Below are 13,193 nucleotides of genomic sequence, written 5' to 3' on the forward strand. Positions count from 1 at the left end.
CTAGCCGCACGGCTAGTTGTCGACTTGTCGAATGGCTAGCTGAGAGAGTAGGGTCGAACTCTCAGCGAGGAGGTCACGATGACGGCCATGGCGGCCCGCGACGGTGATACGCGGACCCGGCTGCTCGACACGGCGCTGGCGCTGTTCACCAAGCACGGGGTCGAGGGCACGTCGCTGCAGATGATCGCGGACGCGCTGGGCGTCACGAAGGCCGCGGTGTACTACCACTTCAAGGCGAAGGACGAGATCACCGAGGCGGTTGCCGAGCCGGCGCTGCGCCGGCTGGGCACGATCGTGCGCGAGGCCGGCGCCATGCGGCGGCGCGGCGCGCAGATCGACCACGTGCTCGCCGGCGTCGTCGATCTGGTGATCAGCCACCGCGCCTTGGCGGCCGTCTTCTCGAGCGATCCCGGTGTTGCGCGGGCGTTGGAGCGTTCGCTGCACGACGAGGAGAACGTGAAGGACTGCCTGACCCAGCTGCTGGTCGGGCCGGACGCGGATCCCGCTGCCGCGGTCGCCGCGCACGTGGCCCTGGCGGGCATCGCGCTGGCCGGTGGTTCCCCCGCGCTCGTCGACCTGCCGGACGAGGAGCTTCGCCAGCACCTGCTCGAGGCCGGCCGGCGCTTGCTCGGCCGCCCCCGGCGCCGCTGATCACCCCGACACGCCGTCCGCCAACCGACATTGCTGGGATGAGCAAAGTTCGCTTGGATGAGCAAATGAGAACAGCCCGCCGCTCGCAGATCGTCGAGGCGGCCATCGACACCATCGCCACCGAGGGGCTCGCCCGGGCGTCCTTCGCGCGAATCGCGCGCACCGCGGGGCTGTCCAGCACGGGCCTGATCTCCTACCACTTCGCCGGCAAGCAGGAGCTGATGGACGAGGTCGTGCGGGTGGTGCTGGCCGAGTTCGCCGCGTTCGTCGAGGAGCGGATGACGGCCGAGACCGGCCCGGCGGCCGAGCTGCGCGCGTTCATCGTGGCCAACGTCGAGTTCGCCAGCAAGCACCGCACCCGGCTGCTCGCCGCCCTCGACATCGCCCGGGCCGGCCGCGCGCCGGCGTTCGGCGTCGACGTCGCCGGGCTCGCCGAGCTGCTGCGGGTCGGCCAGCGCTACGGCGAGTTCCGCTTCTTCGACGCCGACGTGATGGCCATGGCCGTGCGGTCGGTCCTGGACGGCGTGCTCAACCGGCTGGCCGTCGACCCGGACGCCGACCACGGCGCCTACACCGAGGAGCTCGCCACCCTGTTCGAGCTGGCCACCCGCGGCGCCTAGCCGATTTGCTCGAGTGAGCAGACGGCTTCGACGCCGAGCGGGGCGGCGGCGATCGGCACGCGGAGGACGGCGTCGTCCCGTGGTGAACTGAGGGCTGCTGCGTCGGTCGTGCATCGATTACGCTTGATGCGGAGGCCGACCGAAGGGACAGGGATATGGCCCGGGACAGCGGGGCCGAGTCGCTGGCGACGGCGTTGGCGCGGATGGCGCGCGACCTGCTCAGCCAGGAGACGGTGCAGCAGACCCTCGACCGCATCGTCGCGCACGCGGTGTCGCTGGTGCGGGGCTGCGAGTTCGCCGGGATCCTGACGGTGGAGGGCGGTCGGCTGCGCACGCTCGCCTCCTCCGACGAGGCGGCCCGCGAGTCCGACCGCATCCAGGTCGAGCTCGGCGAGGGCCCGTGCCTGGACAGCACCCTGGAGGAACACCACGTCTTCCGGATCGCCGACGTCACCACCGCCGAGGACCGCTGGCCCCGCTACGCGCCCAAGGCCCGCGAGCTGGGCATCGGCAGCGCGATGGGCTTCCTGCTCTACACCCGCGACCGCAACCTCGGCGCGCTCACCCTCTACGGCCGCGCGCCGAACGCGTTCACCGAGCACTCCGAGCACGTCGGCTGGCTGCTCGCCTCGCACGCCGCGGTGGCGTTCGCGAGCGCCCGCTCGGACGCGCAGCTGCAGCAGGCGGTCGCCAGCCGGCAGGAGATCGGTGAGGCGCTCGGCATCGTGATGGAGCGGCACAAGCTCACCGGGCAGCAGGCGTTCGAGATGCTGCGCAAGGAGTCCCAGGAGCGCAACGTGAAGCTGCGCGAGCTGGCCAGGATGCTCACCGAGACCGGCGAGCTCCCCAGCCAGTGACCGACCTCAGCGCCTGCGGGCCCGCAGCCAGATCCCGAACATCGCGATCAGCGCCACGAGCCCGGCCAGGGAGATGGCCGGACGGTGCGACACGGTGGTCCACACCGGCGCGACCCGTTGTGCCACCGGGTCGGGCAGCTTGCTCACCAGCTCCGCGCCGCCGGCCTGGATCGCCTCGGCACGCTCGCGGGCCGCGGCCCGCACGCGGGTCTTCAGGTCGGCCTTCGCGCCCAGCGCCGCCACCGTCTGCGCCAGCTCCTGGCGGGTGAGCTCGGCGTCCATACGCAGGTCCTCGTCGGTCGGCCCCTCGCCGGGCATGCGCATCCGGTCCTCGGCCCCGTGGCTGGTCATCGCCGCACCGCTTCCTTGACCACCTGGATGTCCTCCTTGGCGCTCTCGACGGCCTCGGAGGGCATCGGGGCGCCCTGCCTGAACTGCTTCCTCGCGACGAGCGCGGCGATGCCGGCGGCGAGCAGCAGCACCGCGCCGACGATCAGCGCCGCGGCCCACGCGGGCAGCACGAGCGCCAGCAGCAGCACGACAGCGGCCAGCACGACGGCGACGCCGTAGCCGGCGAGCACCCCCGCGAGCCCGATGCTCGCCGCGCCCTTGCCGGCGTGCTTGGCCTTGTCCTGGACCTCACGCACCGCGAGACGGACCTCGGTGCGGGCGAGGTGGCTGAACTGTTCGGTCAGGTCGTGCACGAGTTCGGCGGCCGACTTCTCGCCGATCGGCTTCTCCGCACCGACATCCGAAATAGAACTCATGATGCTCCTCCTTCACCTCGGGCTACCCAGGCCCCGACGGGCGAAAACGCGGACGTTTAGCCAGTTGCTCAGCGGCAACGGCTCAGGTCGACACCCGAGCCGACAAGGAGACGACCAGATGCGCGCCGTGATCCTGAACTGCACGCTCAAGCAGTCGCCGGAACCGTCGAACACGCAGGCCCTCGCGGACGTCGTCGGGCAGGCGCTGGACGAGCAGGGCGTGGAGGTCCGCTCGTTCCGGGTCGTCGACCACGTCGTGCCGCCGGGGATCACGACCGACCTCGGCGACAACACCGACCACTGGCCGCGGCTGCACGACGAGCTGCTCGGCGCGGAGATCCTGATCGTCGCGACGCCGACGTGGGTCGGCCACCCGTCCTCGATCGCCCAGCGGGTGATCGAGCGGATGGACGGCATGATGTCCGAGACCGACGACGAGGGCCGACCGGTCGCCTACAACCGGGTCGCGGGTGTCGTGGTCACGGGCAACGAGGACGGCGCGCACCACGTGATCAGCGAGGTGGCCGGCGCGCTCGGCGACATCGGCTACACGGTGCCCGGCCAGGCCTGGACCTACTGGAACATGGGCCCCGGTCCCGGCCCGAGCTACGCCGACACCGAGCACGGCAAGGAGTGGTCGCACAAGACCGCGCGGAGCATGGCGCACAACCTGCACGGCGTCGCCGCCGCGCTGCAGAAGCTGCCGGTGCAGGCCCCGCCCGGCGAGTGACGCGCCGGGTGGCGTGTCGCAGGCGACGAACCGGAAGGTCCGCGACTTTCACCGCCGACCTGGCCGCCCTCGCGGGTGACGAGCCTGGGACCGGTCCCTGACCCGGTCCGGTAGGACTGTGGCATGCGAATCGTCCGCGGGCTCGGGTTGCTCCTCCTCGTCGGCCTCGTGCTGGCGGCCTGCACCGTGACGCGGACCGGCAGCCCCCGGCCGTCGTTCCCCGCGGACTCCTCGCTCTCGGTCGTGCCCACGACCGTGCCCACGACGACCACCTCGGCCCCGCCGGCCTACGACGACACCGCGGCCGACTGCGCGGACGCCTCCTGCGCGATCGTGGTCCGCGGCGCCGTCGACGTCCCGCTCGACGCGAAGTTCGGCTTCACCGACTTCGTCGTCACGTTCGTCCCCCCGGAGACCGTGAACTTCGACGGCGCCGACCCGGCCAACGGCGGCGCGCACGGCTACCTCTCCGGCACGGGCTACATGCGGCTCAACGGCATCACCATCACCGTCGACGGCTACGCCGAGGGCGGCGCGCGGCTCCGGTTCGAGCCGCCGGCCTAGCCCGCGGACCGTGGCGGCGGCACGCAGAACTCGTTGCCCTCGGGGTCGGTGAGGACGATCCAGTGGAGGTCCGGGTCGTTCTCGACGACGGTGGCGCCCAACGTGACCAGTCGCTCCACTTCGGACTGCTGGCTGCCGGTCGCCGGGTAGATGTCCAGGTGCAGCCGGTTCTTCACCGACTTCTGCTCGGGCACCGGCTGGAACAGCAGCAGCGGCTCGCCGTCGCGGCCGATCTCCACGTACTCGGTGCCGCGCGGGTCCTTCCAGCGCTTCACCTCCGCGTAGCCGAGCGCGGCGCACCAGAACCGCGCCAGCGACGCGGAGTCATGGCAGTCGATGGCTAGGCAGAGCACCCTGCTGGTCATGGCCCCGACGCTAGTCGCGCACCCGCTCGTGCGCCCCGCGCCGCCACCGACAGCGGCATCGTGATCGCGAGGAGCCGCCACGTCGAGTTCCACGACCGCCAGCCCAGCACCGGCGAGCGCCGGGAAAGTTCGCCCGCGACCGATGAGTCCGGCGCGGGGCCGGCGTTACACCGGCGACCACCGCGAACCACCGAGAAGGAGCGGAAACCATGAGCAAGGTCGTCGCCCACCTGTCGATGTCCCTCGACGGCTTCATCGCCGACCCGGACGACGGCGTGCGGGAGCTGTTCGACTGGTACGACAACGGCGAGGTGACCGTGCCGAGCAACGACCCGCGCTGGACCCACCACGTCTCCGCGGCCAGCGCCCCGCTGCTGCGCGAGGCGTACGCGACGGCCGGTGCGCTGGTCACGGGCCGCCGGCTGTTCGACCACACCCACGGCTGGGGCGGCAACCACCCCGCGGGCGTGCCGTTGTTCGTGGTGACGCACCGGCCGCCGGCGGACTGGCCGCACCCGGTCACGTTCGTCACCGACGGCGTGGTCAGCGCGATCGAGCAGGCGAAGGCGGTCGCGGGGGACAAGGTGGTCTCGGCCGCCAGCACGACGGTGGTCCAGCAGGCGCTGGACGCGGGGCTGCTCGACGAGATCGTCGTCAACCTGATTCCCGTGCTGCTCGGCGAGGGCATCCCGTTCTTCGCCAACCTCGCCAAGCACCCGGTCCGGCTGTCCGACCCGGAGGTCATCGAGGGCAACCGCGTCACGCACCTGCGCTACCAGGTCATTCGCTAGCCAGCCAGCCGCGGCGCTGGGCCAGGACCCCGGCCTGGAACCGGGTCCTGGCGCCCAGCTCGTCCAGCAGCTCGCCCACCCGGCGGGTGACCGTGCGCGAGCTGACGCCGAGCTGGCGGGCGATCGACTCGTCCTTCGCGCCGGCCGCGAGCATCGCGAGCAGGCCCGGGTCCGACGGCGTCGCCCCGCCCGACTGCTCCGGCAGCAGCGGCGAGCCCTGTTCCCACAGCAGCTCGAACAACGCGACGAGCGCGTCCAGCAAGGCACACGGGCGGATGACGAGCGCGCTCGCCACCATGTCCTCCAGTACCAAGGGAAGCAGCGCGACCTGCCGGTCGGCGATCGCGAGCTTCATCGGCACCCGCGGGTGCATCCGGGACTGCTCGCCGCTCTCGACGGCGCGCCGCGCGGCCTCCAGCGCGCCCGGGTACTCCAGCGACTCCGGCGCGTACAGCCCGCGCACCTCGATCCGCTCCTGCAGCCGCGCGGTCAGGTCGCCCTCGGCCGCGGGGACGTCGGTGGCATACGGCGGCCGGTCGAACACCAGGAGCTCCCGCTCGCAGCCGAGCACCAGCTGGGTGAACCGCGCGGCGACGGCCTGCTGGCCGACGAGGATCTCGAGCAGCTCGTCCGGCTGGCGGTGCGGGGTCATCTGCGCGGCGAGCGCGCGGGCGTTGTGCTGCAGCGTGTCCAGCTCCGTGCGGCGCCGCGCGACGAGCAGGTCGATGGCCGTGTCCGGGCGGGCCGGGGTGAGCCGCACCGGCCGGCCGGGCAGCCGGCTCGCGAGCCCCAGCTCCTCCAGCTCCGCCACCGCCCGGCGGGTGGCCCGCTCGGACCTGCCCAGCTGGTTGGCCAGCTCCGCGGTCGTCAGACCCGGCGTCGCCAGCAACGCTCGGTACACGACCTCGACGAACTCTGTGATCCCCAACGGCTCCAGCATGATCGAATCCTGGCGTATACCCGACATGGCGACAACACGCCACGGCCGATCGTTCCAATCTGCCCTGCTGGTCGGATAGGAACGGACCATGCCACAGGTCCGAGGACTCCTCGCGCGGCTCGTCACCGCGGTCGGCTGTGTCGCGGTCGCGCTCACCGTGCCCGCACCGGTCACCGCGGCGGCCCCCGCCGCCCCCGCTGCCGCCACTGTCTCCGCGGCGACGGCCACGGTGACGCTGCTGACCGGCGATGCGGTCACCGTCACCCGGCCCGCGGGCGGCCAGCCGAGCGTCGCCGTGCGGCCGGGCGCCGGCTCGCGGTCGTTCACGACGCTGCGCCAGGGGTCGGACCTCTACGTCGTGCCCGACGCGGTCGAGCACCTGGTGCCGGACGTGCTGGACCTGGAGCTGTTCAACGTCACCGCGCTGGTCGACATGGGCTACGCCGACTCGGTCACCGACTCGCTGCCGCTGATCGTGCGCGGCCCGCAGCCCTTCGCCGCCCGGTCCGGCACGCTCGCGCTGCCGAGCATCGGCGCGAGCGCGGTGTCCGTGCGCAAGGGCGACGGCGCCCGCGTCCTCGCCGACCAGTCGCGCGCCGCCCGGTCGCTCGGCGGCTCCAAGGTATGGCTCGACCGCAAACTCTCCGCCGCCGAGCTGGACGGGAACCTCACCCAGATCGGCGCGCCGGACGCGTGGTCCTCGGGCCTGTCCGGCGCGGGGGTGGACGTGGCTGTGCTGGACACCGGCGTCGACTCGACCCACCCGGACCTGAAGGGCAAGGTCGCCGCCGAGGCCGACTTCACCGCCGACGGCACGCCTGCCGACGGCAACGGGCACGGCACGCACGTCGCTTCGATCGTCGCAGGCACCGGCGCGGCCGCGACCGGTGACCGGCGCGGTGTCGCCTACGGCGCGCGGCTGCTGTCGGGCAAGGTGCTCGGCGCGGACGGCTCCGGGCAGGCGTCGTGGGTGATCGCCGGCATGCAGTGGGCCGCGGCCCAGGGCGCCGACGTGGTCAACCTGAGCCTCGGCGGCCCGGCCGCGAAGGGCGACGACCCGGTGGCGCTGGCGCTGGACGCGCTCACCGCGCAGACCGGCGCGTTGTTCGTGGTCGCCGCCGGCAACAGCGGCGGCTGGGGGCTGGTCGAGAGCCCCGGGGTCGCGGCGAGCGCGCTCACGGTCGGCGCCTCCGACTCGGGCGGCCGGGTGGCCGGCTTCTCCGCGAAAGGCCCGACCCGCGGGACCTACCGCGCGAAGCCGGACCTGACCGCGCCCGGTGTCGGCATCGTCGGCGCCCGCGCCGGTGGCGGCACCGCCGACCCGTACACGACCATGGACGGGACGTCGCAGGCCACGCCGCACGTGACCGGCGCCGCCGCGCTGCTGCGCCAGCAGCACCCCGACTGGGACTGGCAGCGGATCAAGACGACGTTGATGACCACCGCCGACGTGCACACGACCGTCCGGCCGGTGTCCAACGAGGAGGGTGCCGGCCAGCTCGACCTGCGCGGCGCGACGTCGGAGACCCTGGTACTCAACCGGTCCACTGTGGACTTCGGCTACCGGCGGCACCCGGCCGGCACCGACCCGGCGAGCATCGAGGTGACGCTCACCAACACCGGCAAGGCAGCCCAGACGGTCACCGCGACCGACCTCGCCTACGACGTGTACGACGGCAAGGCGCCGGACGACCTCGTGACGATCGAGCCCGCGTCGCTGACCGTGGCGCCCGGCGCGACCGAGCGGCTGACCGTGACGCTGACCCCGGCCAACGCCGAGCCCGGCGTCTACATCGGCGCGGTCACCCTGGCCCGCGGCGGCGGGCTCGACCCGATCAGCCTGCCGCTGAACCTCTACGACGAGGCGCCACGGCACGACCTGCACCTGACCGTGCTCGACCGGCACGGCGAGCCGTACGCGGGTGGCACGGTGTGGCTGGGCAACATGAACGAGCTGAACCCGCGGGCCGGCGGCGGGTTCACGATCGTGCAGCTGGACGGGAACGGCCAGGGCACCGCGCGGATGGCGCCCGGCGCGATCAGCGCGGTGGCGAAGATCGAGACGCCCGCCGCAGGCGCCGCGCCGGCGACCGTGGCGCTCGCGGGCTCGCCGGAGGTCATGCTGGACAAGGACGTCTCGTTCACGATCGACGCGCGCGAGGCCAAGCAGCTCACGCCCGCGACGGTGCGGGAGGTGAAGACGACGCTCGCCCGCGCGTCGGTCCAGTACGTGCAGCACGACGCGACGGTCGGCGACTTCATCGGCGACGCGATCTACGCCTCCGGCGAGGAGATCGCCAACGGCCAGGTGTTCCTGCAGCCGACGAAGCCGACGACCACCGGCGAGGCGGTGTTCGAGACGCGCTGGGACCTCGACGGCGTGGTCGGCCGCGGCAAGCCGGCCGAGCAGTACCGGCTGGTGCTCGGTGGGCCCACGGTGCCGGACCCGCCGGTGTACTCGGCGTCCCGGTCGAGGTCGATGGCCCGGCTGGACTCGGACTACCGGGGGATGGGGCCGGGCAAGGACACCTACGGGGAGTACTGGCAGGCGGTCACGGACCTGGTGCCGAGCTCGTGGGTGTTCGGGGAGTCGATGACCGCGCCGGTGCGGCGGACCGAGTGGGTCACCGCGCGGCCGGACGTCCGGTGGTCGCACTGCCTGAGCGGGGTGGTCGAGCTGTGCGCGCCGGCGGAGTCGTTCCGCGCCGGCTCGCGGCCGGCACCGGTGTGGTTCCGGGCTGCGGCGCCCGCGATGGTCCTCGGCGCGCACGACCGGACGCGGATCGAGCTGCAGGTCGGCCTCAGCGACGGGCAGCACCAGGGGATGGTGCGGGACTACGCCGGGTGGGGCCCGCAGACGCTGCGGCTGTTCCGCGACGGGGTCGAGGTGCCGCGGCTGCCGGACAGCTACTGGTTCGACACCCCGCCCGAGCCGGCGACGTTCCGGCTCGAGCACACGGCGACACCGGACCAGGAGCTGCTGCCGATCGGCCGCCGGATCGAGACGGCGTGGACGTTCCCCTCTGTCGCGCCGACCGCGCCGGACCAGTGGTCGACCGCGCCCCGGGTGCTCGGCCTGGACTACCGGCCGCCCGTCGACTCGGCCGGTCGCCTGCCGGCGTGGCGTTCGCTGGTGCTGTCCGTGCGGCTCACCGCGAGCGACGGGCGGGAGGAGCCACTCGTGACCGAACGCGGCACGCTGCGCTTCTGGACCTCGCTGGACGGCGGCCGCCGCTGGGTGCCGGCGATCGTGGTGCCGCAGCACGACTCGTTCCTCGTCGTCGCGCCGATGGCGCCGCGGCCCGGGCAGGCGGTGTCCGTGCGGGCCGAGGGCTCCGGTGCCTCGGGGCGGTCGGTCGAGCAGACCATCATCGACGCCTACCCCGTGCGGTAGGCCGCCCGGCCTGGTCGCCGCTCTTGCTCCCAGCCCTCGGGGCGGCGGCCAGGCCTCCCTTTTCGCTCAGTGGTCCTGCATCGTCGGGAGCGGGAACCGGCCGAAGACCCAGGTGCCCGGCGAGTCGGCGTTGTCGCCGGCCCAGAACTCCGTCCAGAGCTCGCGGAACTCGCCGTGCGAAAGATGGCCGTCGCCGTCGAGGAGGGGGAAGATGTCGTCGGTACCGGTGGCGCGGCCGTTCCAGGCCTCGATGAGCTGCTTGTACTCGGCGGCGGAGATCCTGCCGTCGCGGTCCTCGTCGATGACGTCGAACATGATGTCCGCCGTGGCCGCGACCGCGTCTCTCATCCGCCCCAGCTCGTCGACGACGGTGAGGACGTCGTCGAGGGTGATCTTGTCCACGGGAGGCTCACCGGACGCGCCGAGAAGGGTGTGCCACCAGCCCATCATGACCGAGCTCAACCGCCCGTACTCGTCCGAACCCGGTGCGGCGCCGCGGATCTCGGCCCACCGCGCGGTGAGCTGGGTGAAATCCATTTCTTCCAGAAAGCCGTCCCCATTGGCATCCATCGCGCGGACGACGCCGGTCACCTTACGTCTCTGCAACTCGCTGGCCACGTGCTCCCTTTCAGAAAACCCCGAGCCCCGGCCCAGCCTGACCGAGCCGAAGTCCCCCCACAATTGGCCACTCGGGTCGAGCCCACCACCGAACAGGTGACGCACGGACCCACTATTAGTAGTTTTCGCGAACCACTCCTCTTCCGCGGCACGCCAGGCCGGCAACGGAAGGTATCAACGGATGCCTTTCCGCAGTGTTCGACAGGTATCGCGGGCCGCCATACGCTGCGGGCATGACGCTGCGCAGCCCGGAGTCCTTGCGAGACACCCTCGGCGCCGGGCTTCTGTCCTTCCCGGTCACGCACGCCACCGCCGACCTCGCGTTCGCCGAGGACGCCTACCGCGAGCACGTCGCGTGGCAGGCGTCGTTCCCCGCCGCGGGACTGTTCGCGGCCGGCGGCACGGGGGAGTTCTTCGCGCTCACCCCGGACGAGGTCGCGCGCGTGGTGCGGGCCGCGGTCGCGGCCGCGCCGGACAAGCCGGTGCTCGCGCCCGCCGGCTACGGCACCGCGCAGGCCGTCGCGATGGCCCGCGACGCCGAGGCGGCCGGCGCGTCGGGCGTGCTCCTGCTGCCGCCGTACCTGACCGAGGTGCCGGAGGAAGGCCTGATCGCGCACGTCAAGGCGGTCTGCGCGGCGACCGGGCTCGGTGTGATCGTCTACCACCGGGCCAACGCCCGGTTCACCTTCGACGCCGTGCGGGAGCTCACCGACAGCTGCCCCAACCTGGTGGGGTTCAAGGACGGCATCGGCGACGTCGACCTCATGACCCGCATCCACACGAGGCTGACCGGCCGCCTGGTGCTGGTCGGTGGCCTGCCCACGGCGGAGACCTACGCGTTGCCGTACCTGGAGATGGGCGTGACCACCTACTCCTCGGCGATCTTCAACTTCGCGCCGGAGTGGGCGCTGTCGTTCTACGCGGCCGTGCGTGCTCGCGACACCGAGGCCGTGTACCGCGAGCTCGACGAGTTCGTGCTGCCCTACCTGGAGATCCGCGACCGGCGGGCCGGCTACGCGGTGTCGATCGTGAAGGCCGGGCTCACCGCGGTCGGCCGCCCGGCCGGGCCGGTGCGCCCGCCGCTCGCGGACCTTACCCCAGCGGAGCTCGACGAGCTGAAAGCGTTGGTGGACAAGGTAATCGTGGCATGACCGTCGTCGCCGGCTACCGGGTCGTGCCCGTCGCGGGGCGGGACAGCATGCTGCTCAACCTCAGCGGCGCGCACGGCCCGTTCTTCACGCGGAACCTGCTGATCCTCACCGACGCCGACGGCCGCACCGGGGTCGGCGAGGTGCCCGGCGGGCCGGCGATCACGACGACGCTGGAGGAGGCTCGCGACCTCGTGGTCGGCGCCCGGGTCGGCGATCACAACGCGGTCCTGCGTGCGGTGGCGGCACGGTTCGGCGACCGCGACAGGGGCGGCCGCGGTAGGCAGACGTTCGACCTGCGGGTCACCGTCCATGTCCAGGCGGGCGTCGAGTGCGCGCTGCTGGACCTGCTCGGCCAGCGGCTCGGCCTGCCGGTGGCGGCGCTGCTCGGCGACGGCCAGCAGCGGGACCGGGTGAAGGCGCTCGGCTACCTGTTCTTCGTCGGCGACCGGACCCGGACCGACCTCGACTACCGCGACGGGTCCGGGTCGGCCGACCCGTGGTTCCAGGCGCGCGACCGCCCGGCGCTGGACGCGGCGGCGATCGTGGCGCAGGCGCAGGCCGCGCGCGCCCGGTACGGGTTCACCGACTTCAAGCTGAAGGGCGGCGTGCTGCCCGGCGACGAGGAGGCCGAGGTGATGACCGCGCTCGCCGCGCGGTTCCCGGACGCGGACCTCACGCTCGACCCGAACGGCGGCTGGCCGCTCGCCGACGCCGTGCGGCGCGCCCGCCGGCTGCGCGACGTGCTCTCCTACGCCGAGGACCCGTGCGGTGCGGAGGCCGGCTACTCCGGCCGCGAGGTGCTCGCCGAGTTCCGCCGGGCCACCGGCATGCGGACCGCGACCAACATGGTCGCCACCGACTGGCGCTCGCTCGGGCACGCGGTCCGCCAGTCCGCTGTGGACATTCCGCTGGCGGACCCGCACTTCTGGACGCCGCGGGGCTCGGTGCGGGTGGCGCAGCTGTGCCAGGCGTGGGGCCTGACCTGGGGGTCGCACTCGAACAACCACTTCGACGTGTCGCTCGCGATGTTCACCCACGTCGCGGCCGCCGCGCCCGGCGACGTCACCGCGATCGACACGCACTGGATCTGGCAGGACGGCCAGCGGCTGACCCGCTCGCCGATCCCGCTGGTGGCCGGCCACCTCACGGTGCCCGACGCGCCCGGCCTCGGCGTCGAGCTGGACCTGGACCGCGTCGAGGAGGCGCACGACCTGTACCGCCGCGAGGCCCTCGGCGCCCGCGACGACGCGGTGGCCATGCGATACCTGGTGCCGGGCTGGACGTTCGACCCGAAGCGCCCGTGCCTGCAGTCCCGATGACCGTCGTGCGGGTGCCCGCTGGTCCCCGCGGTCCCGTCGTCCGAGGTGGTCACGGGCGGTCGATAGGCTGGGTGTCGTGTCCCAGTTCTTGCCCACCGCTCCCTATCGCGGCACGCGTGACTTCCTGCCGGCCGAGATGTCCGTCCGGACGCAGGTGTTCGGCCAGCTCTACGACGTGATCGAGCGGTACGGCTACCAGCGCTACGACGGCCCCATCCTCGAGCCGGCCGAGATCTACGAGGCCAAGTCGTCGCGGGAGATCGTCGAGCAGCAGCTCTACACGCTCACCGACCGTGGCGGCCGGCGGCTCGCGCTGCGCCCCGAGATGACCCCCTCGGTCGCGCGGATCATCGCCGGCAACGCCGGGCGGCTGCAGTTCCCCGCCCGCTGGTACAGCCACCCCAACTGCCACCGCTACGAGCGGCC

General features: G+C 72.8%; 15 protein-coding genes. 10 read left to right on the forward strand and 5 right to left on the reverse strand.

Translation table 11 applies throughout. From position 1 onward, the window contains the following. The first annotated feature begins 78 nt into the window (after window positions 1-78). The 3 genes from VGD70_RS11255 to VGD70_RS11265 all read left to right on the forward strand — a co-directional run bounded on the left by VGD70_RS11255 (window position 79) and on the right by VGD70_RS11265 (window position 2,128). Window positions 79-651: a TetR/AcrR family transcriptional regulator gene (locus VGD70_RS11255; protein ID WP_331080804.1), complete on the forward strand. Its 573-nt coding sequence runs from the start codon at window positions 79-81 to the stop codon at window positions 649-651. Window positions 652-716: 65 nt separating this feature from the next. Continuing rightward, window positions 717-1,271, forward strand: a complete 555-nt coding sequence (locus VGD70_RS11260; RefSeq protein ID WP_331080805.1) for a TetR/AcrR family transcriptional regulator — start codon at window positions 717-719, stop codon at window positions 1,269-1,271. 155 nt (window positions 1,272-1,426) lie between these two features. Next, a complete protein-coding gene (locus VGD70_RS11265; protein ID WP_331080807.1) occupies window positions 1,427-2,128 on the forward strand; it encodes a GAF and ANTAR domain-containing protein in 702 nt (233 codons plus the stop codon). A 6-nt stretch (window positions 2,129-2,134) separates the two neighbouring features. Here the strand turns inward: VGD70_RS11265 and VGD70_RS11270 are convergent, their stop codons facing one another. Continuing rightward, window positions 2,135-2,479 (reverse strand): hypothetical protein, encoded by a 345-nt coding sequence (locus VGD70_RS11270; RefSeq protein ID WP_331080809.1) that lies wholly within the window; start codon window positions 2,477-2,479, stop codon window positions 2,135-2,137. Beyond that, the gene (locus VGD70_RS11275) at window positions 2,476-2,895 is read right to left on the reverse strand and encodes a phage holin family protein (protein ID WP_331080811.1); all 420 of its coding nucleotides are present in this window, start codon (window positions 2,893-2,895) and stop codon (window positions 2,476-2,478) included. The genes VGD70_RS11270 and VGD70_RS11275 overlap by 4 nt, the downstream gene beginning before the upstream one ends. A gap of 118 nt (window positions 2,896-3,013) precedes the next feature. Here VGD70_RS11275 and VGD70_RS11280 point away from each other — a divergent pair, with 118 nt between their 5' ends. Beyond that, on the forward strand, window positions 3,014-3,625 hold the full coding sequence (locus VGD70_RS11280) for a flavodoxin family protein (RefSeq protein ID WP_331080813.1): 612 nt from the start codon (window positions 3,014-3,016) through the stop codon (window positions 3,623-3,625). Between the two features lie 123 nt (window positions 3,626-3,748). Then, window positions 3,749-4,189, forward strand: a complete 441-nt coding sequence (locus VGD70_RS11285; protein WP_331080815.1) for a hypothetical protein — start codon at window positions 3,749-3,751, stop codon at window positions 4,187-4,189. Here the strand turns inward: VGD70_RS11285 and VGD70_RS11290 are convergent. Next, window positions 4,186-4,554, reverse strand: coding sequence for a VOC family protein (locus VGD70_RS11290; RefSeq protein WP_331080817.1), 369 nt, complete (start codon window positions 4,552-4,554; stop codon window positions 4,186-4,188). The genes VGD70_RS11285 and VGD70_RS11290 overlap by 4 nt on opposite strands. Before the next feature lie 209 nt (window positions 4,555-4,763). Here VGD70_RS11290 and VGD70_RS11295 point away from each other — a divergent pair, with 209 nt between their 5' ends. Next, on the forward strand, window positions 4,764-5,345 hold the full coding sequence (locus VGD70_RS11295) for a dihydrofolate reductase family protein (protein WP_331080819.1): 582 nt from the start codon (window positions 4,764-4,766) through the stop codon (window positions 5,343-5,345). On the opposite strand, the gene VGD70_RS11300 is transcribed toward VGD70_RS11295, so the two are convergent. Next, the gene (locus tag VGD70_RS11300) at window positions 5,335-6,285 is read right to left on the reverse strand and encodes a winged helix-turn-helix transcriptional regulator (protein WP_331080821.1); all 951 of its coding nucleotides are present in this window, start codon (window positions 6,283-6,285) and stop codon (window positions 5,335-5,337) included. The two genes, VGD70_RS11295 and VGD70_RS11300, sit on opposite strands and share 11 nt — an antisense overlap. A gap of 88 nt (window positions 6,286-6,373) precedes the next feature. Here VGD70_RS11300 and VGD70_RS11305 point away from each other — a divergent pair, with 88 nt between their 5' ends. Then, window positions 6,374-9,679, forward strand: a complete 3,306-nt coding sequence (locus VGD70_RS11305; protein ID WP_331080822.1) for a S8 family serine peptidase — start codon at window positions 6,374-6,376, stop codon at window positions 9,677-9,679. Window positions 9,680-9,745: 66 nt separating this feature from the next. Here VGD70_RS11305 and VGD70_RS11310 read toward each other — a convergent pair whose 3' ends face one another. Further along, window positions 9,746-10,216, reverse strand: a complete 471-nt coding sequence (locus VGD70_RS11310; protein WP_414637940.1) for an EF-hand domain-containing protein — start codon at window positions 10,214-10,216, stop codon at window positions 9,746-9,748. Window positions 10,217-10,530: 314 nt separating this feature from the next. Between VGD70_RS11310 and kdgD the strand changes: the two genes are divergently transcribed. The 3 genes from kdgD to VGD70_RS11325 form a co-directional block, all read left to right on the forward strand. Next, window positions 10,531-11,448 carry a 5-dehydro-4-deoxyglucarate dehydratase gene (gene kdgD, locus VGD70_RS11315; RefSeq protein WP_331080825.1) on the forward strand — a complete coding sequence of 306 codons (918 nt, stop codon included), beginning with the start codon at window positions 10,531-10,533 and terminating at the stop codon, window positions 11,446-11,448. Beyond that, window positions 11,445-12,767: an enolase C-terminal domain-like protein gene (locus VGD70_RS11320; protein ID WP_331080826.1), complete on the forward strand. Its 1,323-nt coding sequence runs from the start codon at window positions 11,445-11,447 to the stop codon at window positions 12,765-12,767. Before kdgD ends, VGD70_RS11320 begins: the two co-directional genes overlap by 4 nt. A gap of 76 nt (window positions 12,768-12,843) precedes the next feature. After that, window positions 12,844-13,193: ATP phosphoribosyltransferase regulatory subunit (locus VGD70_RS11325; RefSeq protein WP_331080828.1), on the forward strand; the 350-nt coding region annotated here is incomplete at its 3' end.

The sequence above is a fragment of the Actinophytocola sp. genome (genome assembly GCF_036402745.1).
Lineage (GTDB): Bacteria > Actinomycetota > Actinomycetes > Mycobacteriales > Pseudonocardiaceae > Actinophytocola.